Source organism: Leptolyngbya sp. FACHB-60 (assembly GCF_014695775.1).
Lineage (GTDB): Bacteria > Cyanobacteriota > Cyanobacteriia > Phormidesmidales > Phormidesmidaceae > Nodosilinea.
Genome location: NZ_JACJOX010000034.1, coordinates 27468 through 46173, shown reverse-complemented (window position 1 = coordinate 46173; position 18706 = coordinate 27468). Strand labels below are relative to the sequence as shown.

The 18706-nt window shown below is 56.9% G+C and carries 15 protein-coding genes; 6 read left to right on the top strand and 9 right to left on the bottom strand.

Annotated elements, in window-relative coordinates; genetic code table 11:
- Positions 1-77 precede the first annotated feature (77 nt).
- The 5 genes from H6F57_RS13970 to H6F57_RS13950 all read right to left on the bottom strand — a co-directional run bounded on the left by H6F57_RS13970 (position 78) and on the right by H6F57_RS13950 (position 5477).
- A complete protein-coding gene (locus H6F57_RS13970) occupies positions 78-533 on the bottom strand; it encodes a Fur family transcriptional regulator (RefSeq protein WP_190626360.1) in 456 nt (151 codons plus the stop codon).
- Between the two features lie 114 nt (positions 534-647).
- Positions 648-1376, bottom strand: a complete 729-nt coding sequence (locus H6F57_RS13965) for a 16S rRNA (uracil(1498)-N(3))-methyltransferase (RefSeq protein WP_313933583.1) — start codon at positions 1374-1376, stop codon at positions 648-650.
- 271 nt (positions 1377-1647) lie between these two features.
- Complete coding sequence (locus tag H6F57_RS13960) at positions 1648-3075, bottom strand: NAD(P)/FAD-dependent oxidoreductase (protein ID WP_190626358.1); 1428 nt, start codon at positions 3073-3075, stop codon at positions 1648-1650.
- A gap of 173 nt (positions 3076-3248) precedes the next feature.
- Positions 3249-3980 carry a 2-phosphosulfolactate phosphatase family protein gene (locus tag H6F57_RS13955; RefSeq protein ID WP_190626357.1) on the bottom strand — a complete coding sequence of 244 codons (732 nt, stop codon included), beginning with the start codon at positions 3978-3980 and terminating at the stop codon, positions 3249-3251.
- Positions 3981-4136: 156 nt separating this feature from the next.
- The gene (locus H6F57_RS13950; RefSeq protein ID WP_190626356.1) at positions 4137-5477 is read right to left on the bottom strand and encodes a DUF4912 domain-containing protein; all 1341 of its coding nucleotides are present in this window, start codon (positions 5475-5477) and stop codon (positions 4137-4139) included.
- A gap of 492 nt (positions 5478-5969) precedes the next feature.
- Between H6F57_RS13950 and H6F57_RS13945 the strand changes: the two genes are divergently transcribed.
- Positions 5970-6734, top strand: coding sequence for a DUF2993 domain-containing protein (locus tag H6F57_RS13945; RefSeq protein ID WP_190626355.1), 765 nt, complete (start codon positions 5970-5972; stop codon positions 6732-6734).
- A gap of 71 nt (positions 6735-6805) precedes the next feature.
- Here the strand turns inward: H6F57_RS13945 and H6F57_RS13940 are convergent, their stop codons facing one another.
- Positions 6806-8218, bottom strand: a complete 1413-nt coding sequence (locus H6F57_RS13940) for a Rieske 2Fe-2S domain-containing protein (protein WP_190626354.1) — start codon at positions 8216-8218, stop codon at positions 6806-6808.
- 486 nt (positions 8219-8704) lie between these two features.
- Between H6F57_RS13940 and H6F57_RS13935 the strand changes: the two genes are divergently transcribed.
- Positions 8705-10795: a diguanylate cyclase gene (locus H6F57_RS13935; RefSeq protein ID WP_190626353.1), complete on the top strand. Its 2091-nt coding sequence runs from the start codon at positions 8705-8707 to the stop codon at positions 10793-10795.
- Here H6F57_RS13935 and H6F57_RS13930 read toward each other — a convergent pair.
- On the bottom strand, positions 10792-11376 hold the full coding sequence (locus tag H6F57_RS13930; RefSeq protein ID WP_190626352.1) for a hypothetical protein: 585 nt from the start codon (positions 11374-11376) through the stop codon (positions 10792-10794). The genes H6F57_RS13935 and H6F57_RS13930 overlap by 4 nt on opposite strands.
- Positions 11377-11383: 7 nt before the next feature.
- Between H6F57_RS13930 and H6F57_RS13925 the strand changes: the two genes are divergently transcribed.
- The 3 genes from H6F57_RS13925 to H6F57_RS13915 all read left to right on the top strand — a co-directional run bounded on the left by H6F57_RS13925 (position 11384) and on the right by H6F57_RS13915 (position 14580).
- Complete coding sequence (locus H6F57_RS13925; RefSeq protein WP_190626351.1) at positions 11384-12541, top strand: aminotransferase class V-fold PLP-dependent enzyme; 1158 nt, start codon at positions 11384-11386, stop codon at positions 12539-12541.
- A gap of 121 nt (positions 12542-12662) precedes the next feature.
- The gene (locus H6F57_RS13920; protein WP_190626350.1) at positions 12663-13970 is read left to right on the top strand and encodes a tetratricopeptide repeat protein; all 1308 of its coding nucleotides are present in this window, start codon (positions 12663-12665) and stop codon (positions 13968-13970) included.
- A 127-nt stretch (positions 13971-14097) separates the two neighbouring features.
- Entirely contained in the window at positions 14098-14580 is a 483-nt protein-coding gene (locus H6F57_RS13915; RefSeq protein ID WP_190626349.1) for a hypothetical protein, read from the top strand.
- Between the two features lie 241 nt (positions 14581-14821).
- On the opposite strand, the gene H6F57_RS13910 is transcribed toward H6F57_RS13915, so the two are convergent.
- Together H6F57_RS13910 and H6F57_RS13905 are read right to left on the bottom strand one after the other, a co-directional pair.
- Positions 14822-15151: a hypothetical protein gene (locus H6F57_RS13910; RefSeq protein WP_190626348.1), complete on the bottom strand. Its 330-nt coding sequence runs from the start codon at positions 15149-15151 to the stop codon at positions 14822-14824.
- Between the two features lie 597 nt (positions 15152-15748).
- Positions 15749-16342: a DUF1517 domain-containing protein gene (locus H6F57_RS13905; protein WP_190626347.1), complete on the bottom strand. Its 594-nt coding sequence runs from the start codon at positions 16340-16342 to the stop codon at positions 15749-15751.
- 778 nt (positions 16343-17120) lie between these two features.
- Between H6F57_RS13905 and H6F57_RS13900 the strand changes: the two genes are divergently transcribed.
- On the top strand, positions 17121-18653 hold the full coding sequence (locus H6F57_RS13900) for a Mu transposase C-terminal domain-containing protein (RefSeq protein ID WP_190626346.1): 1533 nt from the start codon (positions 17121-17123) through the stop codon (positions 18651-18653).
- The last annotated feature ends 53 nt before the right edge of the window (positions 18654-18706 follow it).

Here is an 18706-nt window from a genome sequence, read left to right as displayed (position 1 = left end):
CGGGTGCAAGGTATAAGGGTTCAGGGTTTAGGGCTGATCACAGCCCTTAAACCCTGAACCCTACACCTCATACCCCCTTAAATCGGCACAATCGATCGCTGGCAGCTGGGGCAGATGCCGTGGATTAGCAGCTGGCAATCCAAAATGTGGTAGCCGGAGCGATCGGCGGTTTTGGCCCCCACCTTGAGCACCGAGTCATTTTTGAACTCGATGGTCTTGTTGCACCGCACGCAGATCAGGTGGTGGTGGTGGTGGGGGGCAGGCTGATTGATCTCGTAGCGCTTTTGGCCCTCGGCCAGCTCTAGCTCGCGCAAAATGCCCATGCGCGCCATCAGCTTGAGGTTGCGGTAAATGGTGGAGAGGCTGATGGGTTCACCTTCTTTCTCCAGCATGCCGCACAGATCTTCGGCACTAAGGTGAGTGCTTTCGGGCAAATTTTGGAAGGTTTTGAGCATGGTCTCTCGCTGGGGAGTCATGCGCCAGCCGCGCTCGTTGAGTTCGGCTTTAAGGGCTGATGGAGTGTAAGCAGCCATGGCCTGGTCTCTCCCCGCTAGATTTCAATAACTGATCCTTAATGAGAATAGTAGCGAACTTTTTGGGGTATTTGCAATAATTTTTTGTTATTGAGAATGACTCCGAAGACTGCTTTAGATGTCTTTAAATTCGTTTAGGGCATGGGCGGCCATGACCAGGGTAAGCGCGGCCAGTGGAGCCGTAACGGCCCGCAAAATGTGAGGCCCTAGGGAAACTGGCTGGAAACCTGCTGCGATCGCTCCCTCCATCTCAGCCTCAGTCCAGCCCCCCTCTGGCCCGGTGGCAACCACGGCAGGACGGACGGGATCGCTCGCCTGAGCCACCGCCAGCAGGTGGGGGGCATCGCCTCGCGCCACGCAGATCCATCGATTTCCCTCGCTCGACCGCTTGAGATAGTCTCGCCAGGGCACAGGGGGAAGGATCTGGGGCAGCAACAGCCGTTCCGACTGTTCAGTGGCTTCGGCGGCAATGCGCTGCCAGCGCTCTAGCTTCTTGGGGTTGGGCTGGTGCAGGGTGCGATCGCTAATGATCGGCTGTAGTGTGCTCACCCCCAACTCGGTAGTCTGGCGCACCACATCGTCGAAGCCGCTGCCCTTGGGTAGGGCGATCGCCAGAGTAACCGAGATTTGGGTAGCCGAGGATGGCAGGGCAAGGGGTGCGATCGTCGCTACATCCGATTTGGCAGTCAGCGTAGCGATCCACTGCTGCCCCTGGCCGTCGAGGGCCACAAACTGCTGCCCAGCCCCCAGTCGCAGCACCCGATACAAGTAATGCTGCTGGTTGCTGCTCAGACAAAGCTGGTCAGCAACCACCTGATCAGGCTCAACCATTAATCGCTGCACCGCTTCTCCTGGTTCTTGTCAACCGCCTTAACCCTTATACCGTGAACCCCAAAAACTAAGGCCCCCAGCTCGAAAGCTGGAGGCCCTAGTTCTTAGATGTTTCAGTATAGTACGTACCCTATAGAAGCCTTAGCGGCTTATGACTAATGTAAGCGAACCTACGTAAAGAAAGAATAAGCCTTATGTGAAGCTTTTCCAAGTTTTCTTCGGTATTTACCTAGGCGTTGGCGCTACCTCTTGGACTGTGGGCGTTTCATCCCTCTGTTCCACCTTAGCCCCAGGAGCGCAGCACCCCAAATACTTTGGTTAGCCCGCCCTGAAGGCGCTGATTTTTGGCGTACTTCTGCTTCGTCAGCTGAAGCGCTGCCTTGCTGTTCACCTCCGCCAGGGTGGGGTAGATGTGAATCATACTGGTCAGCGCGCCGACCTTGAGGTTGTTACTCATGGCCAGCACAATTTCGTGAATCAGCTCTCCGGCATGGGGCCCAACCAGGTGCGCCCCTAAAATCTCGCCATTGCTGCGGGTGATGATCTTGCCAAACCCTTGGCTAGAGGCCTCGGCTAGGGCGCGATCGACTCCGGCAAAGTCCTGCTTAAGAATGTACACATCGTCGTAGCGATCGCGGGCCTGAGCTTCGGTCAGGCCCACCCGCGCCAACTCAGGGTCAGTGAAGGTGGCCCAGGGTATGACCCGATAATCGGCAGTTTTGGTGGGCAACAGCAGGGCGTTCTGCATCGCCACGGCCCCCTCATAACCCGCTACGTGGGTGAACTGATAACCGCCAATCACATCTCCCGCGGCGTAAATACGAGAATTGGTGGTTTGCAGCTTGGGGTTCACGGTAATTCCCTCCTTGCCCACGGCGACCCCAGCGGCCTCTAGGTTCAGCGCATCGACGTTGGGTGCCCGGCCCGCCGCCAGCAAAATGTCGTCAACGATCACGGTGCCATGGGTGGTGTGCACGTGCTTTTTGCCGTTGATGACCTCAACTCGCTGGGCGCGGGTGCCGTTGAGCATGCGGACGCCATCTTTCTCCATTTGCGCCTGCACCACGGCGGCGGCTTCGGGCTCTTCTTTCGGCAGAATATGGTCTTGGCCGCCGATCAGGGTGACCTCGGTGCCCAACCGGGCAAAAGCCTGGCCCAGCTCACAGCCAATGGGGCCAGAGCCAATGACAGCTAAAGATTGCGGCTGGTGCTTGAGGGAAAACACCGTCTTGTTGGTGATGTAGCCCGCTTCCTCTAGCCCCTCAATATTGGGGTTGGCCGGGCGCGAGCCGGTGGCAATGATGTAGCTGCGGGCCTTGAGGGCGCGATCGTTGACGGTAAAGGTGCGGGAGTCGGTGAATTCGCCTTTGCCATAGATCACCTCGACCCCGAGCGACTCAAAGCGCTCGGTGGAATCGTGCACCTGAATGGTGTCGATCACCCGATGCACATGGCCCAGGGCCGCCTGAAAGTTAATTTTTTCGAGCTGGGCGTAAACGCCAAACTCGGGGCCGCGCGAGACTTCATGAGCCACCCGCGACGCGTGGATGAGGGATTTGCTGGGCACGCAGCCGTAATGCAGGCAGTCGCCGCCAAGGCGGTCTTCTCGTTCGACCAGGGCGACTTTAGCTTTGAGCTGGGCAGCGGCACTGGCGGCGACTAGCCCGGCAGAACCGCCGCCAATAATGACCAAATCGTAGTTAACGGCCATGGTAGTTTCCTTGCCCTGGGAGTGCTGGTAGGGATTTATTCAGGTTAGTTTCCCTAGAGCATAGGCAAAAATTCTGAGGGCTGGCTGAGACAACCTCAAATGGAAACTAAGGCTGGAGAGGAAAAGCGAACCAGGAAGATTATTTCGAGGAGTACTTTTTTCCCAGCTATCACCTATAGCCCCAGCACGCCTAGCTCATGCTGGCGGGGCACGATGTTGAGCACGTCGAGCTGGGCGCAGTATTGCAAGTCGGCTTCGTTGTTGAGGCGCAGCAGGCGCTGGCCGTGGCTGGCGTAGTGCATCAGGTCGAGCAACTGGTCTTGCCACTGTAGGTAAAGGCTGACGGCGGCGATCGCCGCGTCATTCCCGGCCAAATCCTTAAAGGTCTGCCCGGTGGCGGTGATCGCCCCGTGAATGACGGCCCCAGCACAAACTGTGTCTTCTAAGGAATAGGTGCCCTCCCAGCCGGAGCCAACGAGCCAAACGGTTTCAGGTTGCTGAGCGAGCAAAAAATCCACGACGGCCTGGCGGGTGGTGAGGGCGGCGGTGATCACCGTGGGGGCATGCTCGATTCGCTTGAGGCAGCGGGTGCCGTTGGTGGTGCTCATAAACAGGCGCTTGCCGCCGGAAAGTTCTGGGGAGTGATCGAGCGGCGAGTTACCTAAGTCGCAGCCCTCAACTTTGCCGCCGCCCCGTTCGCCCGCTCGCAGCCGTTTTTCGGTGGGCCAGGTTTCGCTGGTGGTGAGCAGGTCGTCAATGTCGCTAAACACTTGAATTGCCTCGGCTCCTGCCGCCAGGGCTGCCGCCATGGTGGTAGTGGCGCGCAGCACGTCGATGGCGATCGCACAGTCGGGTGCACCCTGCTCAGGCACTTCTTCAGGAGTATGGAATAGAAATAGTTTCACGGTTTAGGAATTTACTTAGGGGTTAACGATCGAAATCGGGGTCGCCAGGCGGGGGGTAACAACTCATTCTATGCGGGGAGTTGTCGCATTTCGCAAAAAAAGGAGCACCCCTAGGGACGCTCCTTAACTTGTGATTCTGCCGTTAAGCGAGGCAGCCTAGGGCAACCACTCCAACATTGCTTCGTCTTTGGTGTTGGTGCGGCGCGAGGGGGTAGCGCGATCGAAGGTCATGTGGATGGCGCGAGTTTGCTCGCCATCCGCCGCTACCGCCATGATTGGATAGTCGATGTTGCCGTCCTGGAACGACATTTGGAACCGGAAGGTGCCATCGGAGTTGAGCTTGATCGGCTGCCCGCCAATGGTGACGGTGGCATCGGGTTCGGTGGCTCCGTAGACAATCAGCTCGGCATCGGCCACTAGCCAAAACTTGCGGGGCCGAATGGGCGGCGCAGAGGCCGAGAAGCCCGCCCCTGACATGGTCAGCCCAGCGCCGGACATAGTAAACCCTGCCCCGCTGAACCCTGCCCCCGACATGGTGAGTTCGTTAAAGGCACCAATGCCCGACATGGTAGGCACCCCAGCTGCGGCACCAGGAATGGCCCACAGCCCGGCTCCGGAGGGAAACACGTAGGAGCTGACGGCCTTTTCGGGTGCCATGGAACCCGGTACATGCTGCATGGAACCAAAGAGTGACCCGTCGACCCGCTGGGCCTCGGTGGATTGGGTCATGGCATAGACTTCGTCGTAGATGGCGCTGGTGCTTTCGGCGGCGCGCTGGCTGGGGTGCTTGAGCGCCGCTACAGCCTTGCCGCGCAGGTCGGCTTGCCAATCGACGGTGACAAAGTGGTCTTCGACCCAGTCGGAGGGGTAGACGGGGGGAATGTGGACGGGCAGGGAGCGGGCCAGCACCAGCCAGCGGCCATCGTTGCAGAGATAGCCGATCTCGGCCACGTAGTCGCGATCGCTCACCGGAATGGGTATGTACCACTCCCGCGCCATTTCGTCACACTCGTACTGCTGCAAGCTGTGGGGAGTTTGGCGCAGAAAATCAATATCGGTGACATCGTAGAAGCGCAGGGCCAGCCGTGAGCCCCCCTGCCGCCGCAGTTCGTCTTTGTGGGTGTGGGGAATATCCCAGTAGCAGTAGGCCCATTGAGGGTCACGGGGCATGAGCACAACGCGGCTTTCGCCGTAGCCGCTGGGCAAGTCGGCCAGACCTTCATCTACAGTGGCCAGCACCTCCACCGGGGGCGGAGTTGGAGCGGTGTGGGCGGGAGTCGCCCCAGCGGTAGCGCCGACCGTAGCGGGTACTACCGCTGGCACCTTTGGGGCAGAAACTGGTGCTGCCCCTAAACCGCGCTTGACATCAATAGCTTGAATCGCCTCAATTAGCTCGGTCTTGCGCATGCGGCTGTAGCGGGACACCTCATACTCACTGGCCACTTTGCGGAGCTGCCGCAGGGTCATTTCTTCTAAGGGTGGGCGGGGGGAAGACATAAAGCACTCTCCTCATAGAGACCAGGATGACAGACGATCAATCACGACAGGCCGAAGGGGATAGCTGCCAGCGGGAGTGCGCTACCGATCCCGCGATCGGGATCAGGATACTCCGGCTAGAATCTCGTTGCCTAGCTGCCGGGCTTCAGGTTCAGGTGGGGATCAACCGTTGCCATGTAGCATGACAAAAACTACCGCTGGGATCAAGCCCCTGGCAAGGCTTTTCTGGTTCTATTAGCGAGAGAGTAGGGGTTCGGGGATCAATTTGTCATGAATTCATGACAAATTGATCCCCGTGCGTATTATTGCGTCAGGGAACCATGACTTTGGCGGCGGATGGGAAGGGTGGGGGGATGCGATCGCTTCGCCACCAGCTCACGCTCCAATCTGCGACACATCCCCTGCTAGAGTTTGGGGATGTGATGGTCGGGACGTTGGCTTTCCTCAGAAGCGCGCCCAGAATCATTGAGTCTTGTTCTTTGTAGTTCGCCTATGACCTCTGACCCTGCCAATTCTGCCGACGCCGCGAAGGGCAGCCGCATCATCAGTCGGCTGCTGCCCCCCGCCATTCGCCTGTGGCTGCACACCCAGCTCGACCACTTGGAGGGGCTAGAGTTCGCGATCGACGGCAAAGATCGCCAAATTTTAGGCGGCTACCTGCCGGGAGTGACGCTGGCGGCTCGCCAGGCGGTGTATCAAGGGCTGCACGTCAGTCAGGCCGACGTCAAGGCTACGGATATTCGCGTAAATTTGCCGCAGGTGCTGCGGGGTAAGCCACTGCGGCTGTTGCAGCCCTTTCCTGTTGATGGCCAGGTGACAGTGCTAGCCGAAGATCTGCGCGCTTCTCTGGGTTCTCCGCTGCTGGGCCAGGGATTGCGTGATGTGCTAAAGCAACTGCTGGCCGGAGCAGTGTCCGAAAAGCAGATTCCCTTAGTGAGCTGGCTGGGGGACGGCAACGAGTCCCCTGAAGTTGATATTGCTCTGGCGAGCGATCGCATGACGCTGCGCTGGCCAGGGGCATCCCTTAGCGATGACGCCCTGGAGCTAAGCCTGGGGTTAGCGATGCGGGATGGCCGGTGGCTGTGTTTAGAGCAGCCGGTGGCTAGGGTGGTGCCAGCGATCGGAGAACCGCAGTCGCCGATCGCATTAGATGAGATTGCCTTCGACCTGGGGTCAGAGGTCGATATTCGCCAGCTAGCAGTGACCCCCGCCGGCATTGACCTGGTGGGTATGGTGCAAGTTATTCCAGCCGATTAGCCTAGACATTCCAGGCTGCCGGCAAAGACCGAGCGCGATGGCCTTGCTTGGCCAGACATTCTCCGTGCCAATCAACCTCTAGCCTTGGCTTTTTTCTCGGGCAGGTTGCGGGGTGGAATCGCCCGGCCTTCATAAAACCGACGTTCTAGAATGCCCAGGCCCGCCCAGGCCGCAGCGGTGGATAAAGGCAGCAGACCCAGCAGGATAGCGGCAAGGCCGGTGAAGTTACCCGTGGCGATCGCGATCGGCAGCAGCGACCAGACCACCGCACTCACCCCCAGCAGCCCCCAGCGTAGGGTTTGAATGCGGTTCAGAGCTGTGCGGCAGCTTTTGCAGTGCTGGGTGTGGGAGTGGTAGCGATCGAGCAGCGCGACTTGGCTCAACGCCGGTTCGAGAGTTTGGCCAGGAAAGGGATCAGCCTCAAAGTCGCTGACCCAGTTGCGAAAGGCTAGCACGTAGCGATCGGCCTGGGTGGGCAGGTAGCAGGCTTGGGCGTAGGTGCGGTTGGCTTTCTCCAGTTCGCGCTCCTGCAGATGCAGAAAAATCTGGTCGTCTTCGAGCACGCCATTATTGCCAATGTGGCTGTACCAGCGGGGCGTGAGGCCAATCACTGTGGCGGGCAGTTTTGACGAAAACTTAAAGGGAAAGCGAGCAAACAACCGGCACCTGCCCTTGGTCATAGGGGTGGCATAGACCACAGTCAGGGTGCGGCCAAACTGCTTTGAGGTGAGGTCGTGGTACATCAACGCCGGGGCGACGAAGGTGGTGTGCTGGGTGCCCAGCGTGCCCTTGCGGGGGCCTTCGGGCCAAAGTCCTCGAAATCCCTGTTTTCCTGCTTCTAAGACATCCATTTCCATCGAGGCGGCGTTTTCTCGCTTGCCCACGGTTTTGTGGTGGGTGTAGGGAATGTGGCTGGCATCCAGCACGTTTTCGAGCAGGGTGAGGGCGTCGTAGGGCAGGTCGCGAAAGGTGTTGAGCACCACCCAGCCCTCGGGCTCATCCTCAAGTGGGCCGATGATGGGCACTTCAACTTGGGGCGCATGCTCTACTTTGCCGGGATAGACAAATAGCAGCCCCTGCCGAATGGCGGTGGGCATGGAGACGGCGCAGGCCCGACCCGACTGATGCGCCTTGGCCTCAGCTGCCTGCTGAGGAATGTGGGTGCAGGCACCGTCGCCAGAAAACGCCCAGCCGTGGTAGGGACACTCTAGCTCGCCAGATTCATTGACCCGGCCCTCGGATAGGGGGGCGAGGCGGTGGGGGCATTTGTCTTCAAACACTCGCCAGGCCTGGCCCTTGGCATCCCACCAGATGACAATGCCCCGATCGAGCAGCGTGAAGCGAGTGGGCTGCACCGGGTCGAGGTCTTCTACATAGGCCACGGGGTACCAGGCCTCGGCCCAGTCAAACCGGGCGGGGTCGGGGCCGCCGGCGGGCAAAGCGGCGGTGACCACAGACTGGGGAGCGATCGCAAGGGATGTCATGGGCTAGTCCCGGGGGTAAACCATTCTCTTTACATTCTGCAATATTTTTGGGGTGAGGGGCTGGGTTGCATCGGTGATCCTTGCCTAGGGCGATCGCGTTTGGGGTAGCCAGAACCCCAAGAAAGGGTAGAATCGCTAGATGTGAGCCATTTCTTAGATTTCGGTAGGCTTACCCAAGCTGTTTTAGCCGCTGTGCCTTAATTTGAAGTCAAATCATCTCGATTAAGTGCCTTTTTGGTGGTGAGATGCTTCAGCTTTTGGCACAGGGTTAGAGCAAGTCTGGTATTCGTCAGGGCGTGACTCTTAGGCTAGGGTTAGAAAAAAATGTTTCTCGGCTCAGCTGGGCTTTTCCCATGAGCGGGAGTCGGGAATCGGGGTGGGGGCTTTTGTATAGCTAATGGGTGAGACCCACCGTGCAGCGGCTAAGGTTAATGGCGGGTCGTGGCTTGCCAAATATCATTGCTTTTCTCTTGCTATGGCTGACGCATGACGCGCCAATCCCTCCCCCAGCCCGATATTAGTCAAGCGCAGATTCTAGACACGGTGACTGCAATCTGCGACACGGCGGCAGCGGGCGGTGAGCTAGAGGTATTGCTTCAACAAGCGGTAGATCGGCTGCGTCCACTGCTCGACACCGATCGGGTCGTGGTCTATCAGGTGTTGTCTCCCCACGATGGCTTTGTCATCGCCGAGTCGGTGAATGCCCCTTGGCAGCCTTTGCGGGGCGAGCGAATTAGCGAATCCTGCTTTGCCAATGGCTGGGAGGAGCGCGATCGCCGAGGCCAGCTGAGCTTGGTGGCCGATGTGCAACAGGGCACTCTTGCCCCCTGCTACGCCGACTTGTTGAGTCGCCTGCAGGTGCAGGCCATTCTTGCGGTACCGATCTTTGCGGGATACCACTTGTGGGGCCTACTGATTGCCCACCACTGCCGCAGCCCCCGCTCGTGGAACTTATCAAGCCGTAATTTGTTAGTGCATGTGGCTCGCCACCTGGGCCAGGGCGTTTATCAACATGGGCTGCAACAGCAGCTCCAGGCTTCTTCTGTCCGTGGCCAAACTGAGCAGCTGTTTGATCTCTTTACCCACCACGTCGAGCAGGTCTTGTTTATTCGCGATGCGGTGTCGGGCCAGTTTTTGTACGTCAGCGCAGCCTACGAACGCATTTGGGACCATGATCCAGGGTTGCTCTATAGCAATCCCAGCTTGTGGCTCCGGCAGGTGCATCCCGACGATTTGTCTCGGGTGCAGGCTTCCCTAGGGCGACAGTTTGATGGCAATTCTGTGCGACGGGAATATCGCATTGTGCGCCCCAACGGTGACGTGCGTTGGGTGCAGGCTCATGTGCAAGTGGTCAACGATGACCAAAATCAACCCCGCTATATGGTGGGTTGGGCCGAAGACTGCACCGAGCGCCGACAGTTGCAGGCCAGCCTCAGGGCCACCGAGGCTGCCCTCAGTCGCCGAGTGGGGCAAGAGCAGCTGCTGCGCATGCTGACGGCGCGCATGCGCGAAAGCCTCGACCTGGAAACTATTTTGGGTGCCACGGTAGCCGGCATTAAAACAGTGTTTAATGCCGACCGAGCGGTGATTTTTCAGATCTTGGCCAATGGCGATCGCCGCATTGCCCAGCAGGCGACCAGCCCCGACTACGCCACCATCACCGACAGCCTGATTCCGACCGGGCCACTGCCTGCTGCATACCTGGAGAGGCTATATACGTGGCAGCCTTACATCGTCAATGACATTCCGGCAGAGCCCTGGTCTCCCGACGTGACCGCGTTTCTCTTAGCTATCAAGGTTAAGTCGGCGATGATTGCGCCCATTGCCCATCCCTTTGGGGGCGATTCGCGAAGCGTTCGGGAACCGACTCGAAACGAGTATCCGTCCCAGAATTGCCAGCCTCTGTGGGGCATTTTGGTGGTTCATGCCTGCGGTGAACACCGCCAGTGGCAGCCCTTTGAGGCCAACATGCTGCAACACTTCGCCGATCAGCTCAATACGGCTCTGCACCAGGCCGAGCTATACCGCCAGCTCCAGGCAGTTAACGAAGAACTCGATCGCATCTCCAAGGTAGATAGCCTTACGCAGCTGGCCAACCGCCGCTGGCTCGATGAATACCTCAAACAAGAGTGGCAGCGACTGGCCCGAGAGCGCAAACCGCTGAGCGTGGTGCTGGCCGATGTCGACTACTTCAAACCCTACAACGACACCTACGGCCACGCTGCGGGAGACCAATGTCTGGTGGAGATTGCCAGCGCCATTCGCTTCGGCGTTCGTCGCCCCGCTGACCTCGCCGCCCGCTACGGTGGTGAAGAGTTTGCCCTGGTGCTGCCCGATACCGATGTTGCCGGGGCCATTCGCGTAGTGCAGCTGGTGCGCCATCACCTGCAAACCCTCGATCTGACCCACGGGGCCAGCCCCAGCGGCGATACCATCACCCTCAGCTTTGGGATTGCTACCGTAACCCCTACCCCCGACAGCCCAGCCGAGGCCATTTTAGAACTTGCCGACCAAGCTCTCTACGCCGCCAAAGACGCTGGCCGCAATCAGTACCAGGTGTTTAGACCTCGGTACTAGATTAGGGGCACGAGCACAAGTGCACTGTAGGCCACGGCGGTCAGCGCTACCGTGACCCCCAGCAGTGCTTGGCTAAACCTCGAGCTGAGTCGGGGCAGCAGGTAGGCGCTGGCGATCAGCACCAGCACCAGTTCTATCGTGGCTCCCAAACGGCCCAAGTGGTCTACATCCCAATAAGAGACGGGGCTAATGAAGCGCACCGAGCTGAGGGGCCAAAAGTGCTGGTGGGCGTCGTCATGGTGCAGGGGCAGGTCGGCCAGATGGTGCAGCACCATGCTGGCTCCCAAAAAACCGAGCGAAGGGCCAAACCAGGACCGCCTGAGGCTATAGCCTATCGCTACCCCCAGCAGCCCCAGGGGCATGGAGTTGCCCACGGCAAAGATGGCCTGCCAGGGCTGGCTGTAGTAGGCCTCGCCCCAGATAGTTTGCTCGGGCAGACCCTGCCAGCGAGCCCAGCCGTAGAATACAAACATGGCTGCATCGGGAATCAGCGCACCGATCAAGATCGGCCAGGTCATGGCCGGGGTCACCGGGCGACGCAGCAGGGCCAGGTTGAGAATCAGGTGACTGGGAGTATTCATAGAGCCTATGGTACATCGACCGATTTATCTCGACTGCCACGCCACGACTCCGGTAGATCCGCGAGTGGTGGAGGCGATGCTGCCGTTTTTTACCGAGCACTTTGGCAACCCCGCCAGCCTCACCCACGCCTACGGCTGGGAGGCCGAGGCGGCGGTGACGAAGGCTAGGGAAACCATCGCCGCTGCCATTCACGCCAGCCCTGAGGAAATTGTCTTTACCAGCGGGGCCACCGAGGCCAACAACTTGGCGATTAAAGGCATTGCCGAAGCCTGCTTTAGCCGGGGGCGACACATCATTACAGTGCAGACCGAGCACAGCGCCGTGCTCGACCCCTGTCGGTATCTTGAATCCCTGGGCTTTGAGGTCACCTACCTGCCGGTGCAGCCCGATGGGCTAGTGGATCTTGATGCCTTAGAGAAGGCTTTTCGTGACGATACCGTGCTGGTGTCGGTGATGGCAGCCAACAACGAGATCGGGGTGCTGCAACCCCTGGCCGAGATCGGAGCGCGGTGCCGCGATCGCAAGGTCTTTTTTCACAGCGACGGGGCCCAGGCGATTGCTAAAATTCCCCTCGACGTAGAGGCCATGAACTTGGATCTGCTGTCGCTGACGGCCCACAAAGTCTATGGTCCCAAGGGCACCGGTGCTCTCTACGTGCGGCGGCGGCCGCGGGTGCCTCTGGCCCCGCAGCTTCACGGCGGCGGACACGAGCGGGGGCTGAGGTCGGGCACCCTGTATCCGCCTCAGATCGTCGGCTTTGCCAAGGCGGTGGAGCTGGGATTGGCTGAACTGGAGGCAGAGGCGGCTCGGCTGGTGGCGCTGCGCCAGCGCCTGTGGGATAGTCTGCAACCCCTGGGTGGCCTACATCTCAACGGCCATGCCACCCAGCGACTGCCCGGCAACCTCAATGTCAGCTTTGAGAGAGTCGATGGCCAGGCGCTGCTGCTGGGGCTGCGGGGGATCGTGGCGCTGTCATCGGGGGCGGCCTGTAGCACCGCTAGCACCGCCCCTTCCCCTGTGCTCAAGGCGCTGGGGCGAGAGGATGGCCTGGCCTACGCGTCGCTGCGTTTTGGCCTGGGGCGGTTTACTACCGCCGCTGAGATTGACCAGGTGGCAGCTGGGGTGGTGACCACGGTGCAGGCGCTGCGTCAGGCAAAGATTTGAGTACCCCCACGGTTGACTCAATCGGGCATAATGGAAATTAGCTTTGGGGTTCAGGGGCATCGGCAAGAGCATTGCCCAGATTCGATTTACGCCGCGTAGTGTTAAATTCCCCGGCAGGCCTATGACAACTCAAGCGCGTCAGCTTAGCGACCTTCTCAAAACCGGCATTGAGCAAGCCCGCTTGGGCTATTTTGAGGCGGCGATCGCCCAGTTCTCTCAGGCTATAGCCCTAGATGGTACCTGTGCCAAGGGCTTTTACAACCGAGGCTGTGCCCATCGCGACCTGGGTCGCCACGGGGCTGCTATCGACGACTTTTCGGCTGCTCTGCGCTTAGAGCCGACCTTCACCAATGCCTACATCAACCGGGGTAGCGTCCACCGGCTGGCGGGTCAGCTGGGCGAGGCCTTGGGCGATCTAGACCAGGCCATAGAGCTTCAACCTGCGTCGGTGAAAGCCTACGCCAACCGGGGCCGCATCAAGCTCGATTTAGAAGATTACGGCGGGGCGATCACAGACTTCTCGGTGGTGCTAGCAGAGCAGCCCAAGTTCGCCAAAATTCTGCTGTGGCGGGGGCTGGCCTACCTCAAACAGGGGGCGATCGCCGCCCTGGCCGAACACCGTCGCGAGGCCTACCAGTTTGCTGTTGCCGACTTTTCTCGGCTGTTGCAGAGCCAGCCCCACCACGCCGAAGCCTACAACTACCGGGCGGTGGCCTATTTTCAGCTGCGCAACACCTACCAGGCCACCCTCGACATCAACCGCGCCCTCGACTGCCAGGTTGACTATGCCGAGGCCTACATCAATCGGGGCATGCTGCGCCACGAGCTAGGCGACTTTCAGGGGGCGATCGATGACTACACCACGGTGTTAGAGCTCAACCCCGAGCTGCAAGACCGCTCCTACAACCAGACTCTAGTGGGCCTGGCCCTCGACAGCCCCGACGCCACTCTGAGCGAAGACACCCCGCTCAACCTGCGCTTTCGCCTGGCTGACTTGTACGACAGCCGGGGGCTGCTGCGGGCCCAGGTGGGCGACATGGAGGGGGCAATCGCCGACTACACCCTGGCCCTGCGTTTCAACCCTCACAGTGGCCGCATCTTGGCCAACCGAGGCCGCGTGTTTAGCCGCCAAGAAGACTACCCAGCAGCGATCGCTGATTTTGACTGTGCCCTGGAGCTAAATGAGAGCGATGCCATGGCCTATTGCGATCGCGGCTACGCCCTTTATTTTCTCGACGAGTGGGAGCTAGCCCTCGACGACTTTAACTGCGCCATCGAGATCAGCCCTTCCCTGGCGGAAGCCTATATCGGGCGCGGCCACACCAATATTCGTCTGGGCCATGGGGCCGCCCTGGCCATGGATGACTTTCGCAAAGCACTAGAGCTGTCGTGGGATAGCCGCAAATCCGAGCGATCGCGCCCGCTCTAGGCATCAATGCGATCGCAGCAATGAGCCTGAAGTAACCGTCAATCCCAGCTGACTCAACTTACGCAGCCCTAGTCAACCACACCGACTCGGTAGCTGTGAGTTTCCCTCTACCCTTGAGCCAAATACTATGGGAAAACAGGTTTCAGCAAGCCGCAAACGCCCCTGGCTGGGCAGCGCGGTCGGGGCCTTGGTGGGTGGCGTCGGCCAATACCTAATTGTGGTGCTCTTTTTTTACTATGTGTTTAACTGGGGCGGGCCGTTTTTTCGAAATCACGTGGGCGTTAGTTTGCCTGTCCTAGTGTCCTCTTATCCGGCTTGGATATTTTTTGGGCTATCCGCTGGGCTGGGAGGGTTGGGGGGTGTCCTAGGCGGCACAACGCGACGATTGGCCAGAGGGGCCGCCCTAGGCGGCGGCACGGTGGGGTTGGTCTATCTGGCGCTGGTTGTGGTGCCGCTCAACCGCATGATTGGGCTAAGCAGCGGCGACGTGACTGACTACTCGATCGATGCTCGGGCCGTTGCTCTCAGCCTGGTGGCGACCGTGGTTTGGGGGGCGATCGCAGGCACCAGTGCCGCCGCCATTAGAAGAAGCTCCTTGTCTCGGCCTTGACGCCTTCACGTTAGTTTAGCCCGGTGGCCTAAACGCTTGCTGCTCCGGTTTCTCGCTAGGCTAAAGCTGAACGAGCTAGCCAACGTTATCCGTTATGACTGCCCTGATCTTTCGCGACGCCGAGATTTTGCTGCCCGATGGCGAGTCCTTGCGGGGGGAATCTGCGGGTTGAGTGAGGAAAATTGTCGAAGTGGGGGCTACGATCGCCCCTTTACCTCGTCCACTATCACAGTCATCCCCATTAATGCTGTAGTGACCATCGCGATCGCACTAAGCTATTACCGCCGTCTGCGACCAGAGCTACGACGTGGGGCCGAGCGGCGTGGTGAACTACCAAAACTACCACCTGAAGGCCGAGCACGCTCATTTCGTCGGTTATTACGTCGCAGATTACTGTTGCCGTAGCCATTGCCTGAAGGTCTATTGGTATTAACGCGTGGGGCAGTAGTACCAGGCGAGCGTAGCCTGCCACTTGACCGAAACTGACGGTTCCGATATTCAGCAGGAGGTGCTTGGTGGCGTGACCGATAGTGCGAAACGGCTTCGTTATAGCTTCTTCCATAACCGCCATGGCCGACTAGAGCTACACCCGGTCGATAAATTGGCGGCATGTAGTACTGCGGACGGAAGAGTAAATTGCCAACCGCCTGACCGGCTAATGCTCCTGCAAATGGCGTCCAAAAGCTGGGCTCTCGACGAACAATGACGACCTCTTCCTGTCCAGTCTGCGGATCGGTTTGAGTTTCAGTAACGTTGTGAACATATTCAATGCGAAAGTCGGACGTCAGATACAGCGCCGGTTGTCCGTTCTCAACGCGCAGTTCACTCGATTTTCCCGCAGAAATTTCTTCGTCGGTTAGACGTGCTAATGGCAAATTGGCGCTGCGAAACATCGACTGCTCAGGCGCAGTGTTGAGCAATACTAGGCTGTATTCACCCGAACTGTCATCGTAGGTGGCTTGCTGCACAGGATAAGCGCCGTCTGTAATTGAGGTGGCAGCAACAGGGACAGTTGTTTCTTGCGGAGGTTGCGGTGCTGGTTGCGAAGTGGAGTAACCTTCTAGGCTAGTGCAAGCAACCGACGACAACACTAGGGTTAATGCCAATAAAGAAGCAGAAAGTTTACGCATCATTTTAGTTAAGGGAGAAGCATTGTAAATCAGAAAAACTAGAGCGGAATGAGTTCAGGGAAACTTTCGATCAGTTGGTCTGATGTGAGTTCGTCTCCCAATTGAGCAGGAGAAAAATGTATCTGAATTGCTCTCAAAGTCCCTCTATAGTTCAAATTAACTAGAGCTTTTAAGCCTGATTTCAATGCAGTGATGTCGGCTAGATTATCTTCTAGTTCAGGCACTTCGCCTTCACAAGCAACTGTGAGCATGACAACCACATTTTGTGTTACGGGGATTGCGAAATCCTCACTTCTATTGGGGGCAGACCCTATTTCGCTACCATAACGTCCAGCTGAGTCAGTAAATAGCTCATTGACGTAATCTCCAGCATCGCCCTCATCCCAAAGAACATCTCCTTCGTTGGCTGCCGATTGCCAAAAAGTTTCATACTCTAGCAAGCTTTCACAAACCTGCACGAGTTGCTCGCCCAACACTTGCATATCACCTTCTGAATTAATTGCTTTACGTGCTGTTTGATTGAGCACACCGAGAAGTGGTGCTACTTCTCGGCCTGAGAGATGCACAAAAATGCGACACACGACAAAGCGGGTCTGTCCGCTAATCTGACTGAAGCGATCGCGCAAACCCATGGCAATTTAATCAAGAAAGGCATACAAGCTCTATTCTAGATAGCCAAATTCACGATGTTCTTGATCTAAAGGCTGATTGATGGGGTGGTTTCTACCATAGTTTAGGCGGATAACTCAACAGGGGGTTGGCTGGTTCGTTACGCAAGACTAAATAGGATGCAAGCTGCGTTCTTTAGGAGGATTTTTCCTAGATAAACTCTCTTAGCGTTGCGAGGTTATCCTGGTACTGCCGGAAGTGGCTACGGCGATCGCTCCCCTTACCTCATCTACTACCGCAGTCATCCCCATCAATGCTGTAGTGACCACTGCGATCGCATTCACAACTTCGCAAGCTTGCAAGGTTATCAGCCAAGCTTGTGAAGTTACCAATCAAATTTACGAAGTTACTAATCAAGCTTCATTTGCTGCTTGGCGATCGCTAAATGTAGGTAGTCAAACAAAGACTGGCCTAGGGATACTAAAATAGGCCTCAACCCTCAGCAAAAGAACATCCTCAGGTGGATGTGCCCTAGAATGAGCCGGTCTTACCCCTACGGCATAAAATTGGACAGGGTCTAAGCCCACAACTCCGCAGCTGTACGTTCCAGAGATAAATGACACTTTACAGAATTAGTGTCACTAAAGTATTATTAGTTCAATTGTACTAAATCGACAGCAAATCAACGGTTTGAGGCGACGGATACGCTTAATCGGATTCTAGGAACCCAAAACTGCTGATTCAGCCCATTCCGGAACTAAGTGTCGTTTTCCAGCGAATTCCAGATTTAGGTGTCGGTTTATGGATACTTTGTCTGAAGAGACCCCAAACCTTGATGAACAGGTAGTTTTTCCTGTTGAACTAAGCCCTACTGCGCAAAAGAGGCTTGATGCCATCATGCGGCTCCTTGAGCCATGTGCATCTAGAAAGGAATATGGTGATAGGCTCCGAACCGAAGCGGCGGAGCTGGGAGTCAGTGAAAGAACCTTACATCGTTACAAAAGGCAGTGGTATGAGAAAGGGTTGATTGGCTTAGCAGACGATACCCGTGCTGATAAGGGCAAGTCTCGGATACATCCAGAGTTACAAAATTGTGCCACGAAGCTGTTCAAAAACCGTAATCGTAATGGGAAAAGGCTTAATCGAAAGGACGTGTATAAGCATGTTCGCCAAAAAGCTATTGATCTAGGGTTAAAGCCTCCTGCTCAAAGCACAATTTATGATTTACTCAAACCTTTGTACGAAGCTGAGGAAAATAAAAAGTCAATTAGAACACCTGGGTGGCAAGGAGAAACCTTAATCCTTAGTATTAAGGATGGTGGGGAACTGAAGCCGGAAGCAAGCAATCAAGTCTGGCAAATTGACCATACGCCTGCCGACATCCTACTCGTTGATCAAGAGGGAAATTTGCTAGGCTGCCCTTGGTTGACTACCGTAGTAGATTCCTATTCACGCTGTATCGTAGGCTTTCATTTAGGCTTTGACGCTCCTAGCTCTAAGGTAGTTACCCTGGCTTTGCGCCAAGCCATTTTACCTAAGCGATACTCTGCGAGCTATGACTTAAAAGCTGAGTGGGGAACTTATGGTTTACCTAAGCATATCTATACAGACAACGGCAAAGATTTTAGGTCTGATCATGCTCAGCAGGTAGCAGGACAGCTTGGGTTTACTTGGCATTACCGCTCTCGTCCCTCGGAAGGTGGAATCGTGGAGCGTTTTTTTAGAACGCTTAATGATCAGGTCTGGTCAAAACTAGAAGGCTATAAAGGCTCAAATGTACAAGAGCGTCCAAAGGGTGCTGAGCAGTATGCCGTCTTCACTTTAGAGGAAGTTCAGAAAGGTTTAGTGAGATATATTATTCATCAGTACAACCAAAGCATTGATGATAGAACTAGGCAAAATCGATATCAACGTTGGGAGGCTGGTTTGCTACACAGTCCTACGTTGCCGAGTGAACGGGAATTGGATGTTTGCTTACTGAAGCAGGCTACCCGTAAAGTGCAAAGAGGTGGCCATATTAGCTTTGAGGATATTGTTTATAAAGGAGAATACTTGGCTGGATATGCCGGTCAAAAGATGGCTTTGAGGTATGATCCTGACAACCTTGGAGTCATTTATATCTACCGAATTGAGCATAATAAAGAGGAGTTTTTGGCTAGGGGCTTTCCTCTACTAGAGGGATTTGAGCGTCGGTCTTTGAAGGAGTGGCAGGCTATCAAGAAAGCAATGAAGCTCTCTAATACAGTAGTAACCTCTACAAATATCTCTGAGTTTTTTGAAAAGCAAGACGATAAGCCGAAGAAGACGCTTCGCCAAAGACGTAAGGTAGCCTAGAAAGAAAACAAAAAGCTCCTTACTGATTCCATGGAGGATTTGAGGGATAGCCC

Bases quoted from the DNA above. Each gene is read 5' to 3' on its own strand.
- H6F57_RS13970 (WP_190626360.1), bottom strand. From the start codon at position 533: ATGGCTGCTTACACTCCATCAGCCCTTAAAGCCGAACTCAACGAGCGC.
- H6F57_RS13960 (WP_190626358.1), bottom strand. From the start codon at position 3,075: ATGGCCGTTAACTACGATTTGGTCATTATTGGCGGCGGTTCTGCCGGG.
- H6F57_RS13950 (WP_190626356.1), bottom strand. From the start codon at position 5,477: ATGTCTTCCCCCCGCCCACCCTTAGAAGAAATGACCCTGCGGCAGCTC.
- H6F57_RS13945 (WP_190626355.1), top strand. From the start codon at position 5,970: ATGACCTCTGACCCTGCCAATTCTGCCGACGCCGCGAAGGGCAGCCGC.
- H6F57_RS13940 (WP_190626354.1), bottom strand. From the start codon at position 8,218: ATGACATCCCTTGCGATCGCTCCCCAGTCTGTGGTCACCGCCGCTTTG.
- H6F57_RS13935 (WP_190626353.1), top strand. From the start codon at position 8,705: ATGACGCGCCAATCCCTCCCCCAGCCCGATATTAGTCAAGCGCAGATT.
- H6F57_RS13930 (WP_190626352.1), bottom strand. From the start codon at position 11,376: ATGAATACTCCCAGTCACCTGATTCTCAACCTGGCCCTGCTGCGTCGC.
- H6F57_RS13925 (WP_190626351.1), top strand. From the start codon at position 11,384: ATGGTACATCGACCGATTTATCTCGACTGCCACGCCACGACTCCGGTA.
- H6F57_RS13920 (WP_190626350.1), top strand. From the start codon at position 12,663: ATGACAACTCAAGCGCGTCAGCTTAGCGACCTTCTCAAAACCGGCATT.
- H6F57_RS13915 (WP_190626349.1), top strand. From the start codon at position 14,098: ATGGGAAAACAGGTTTCAGCAAGCCGCAAACGCCCCTGGCTGGGCAGC.
- H6F57_RS13910 (WP_190626348.1), bottom strand. From the start codon at position 15,151: ATGGCGGTTATGGAAGAAGCTATAACGAAGCCGTTTCGCACTATCGGT.
- H6F57_RS13905 (WP_190626347.1), bottom strand. From the start codon at position 16,342: ATGGGTTTGCGCGATCGCTTCAGTCAGATTAGCGGACAGACCCGCTTT.
- H6F57_RS13900 (WP_190626346.1), top strand. From the start codon at position 17,121: ATGGATACTTTGTCTGAAGAGACCCCAAACCTTGATGAACAGGTAGTT.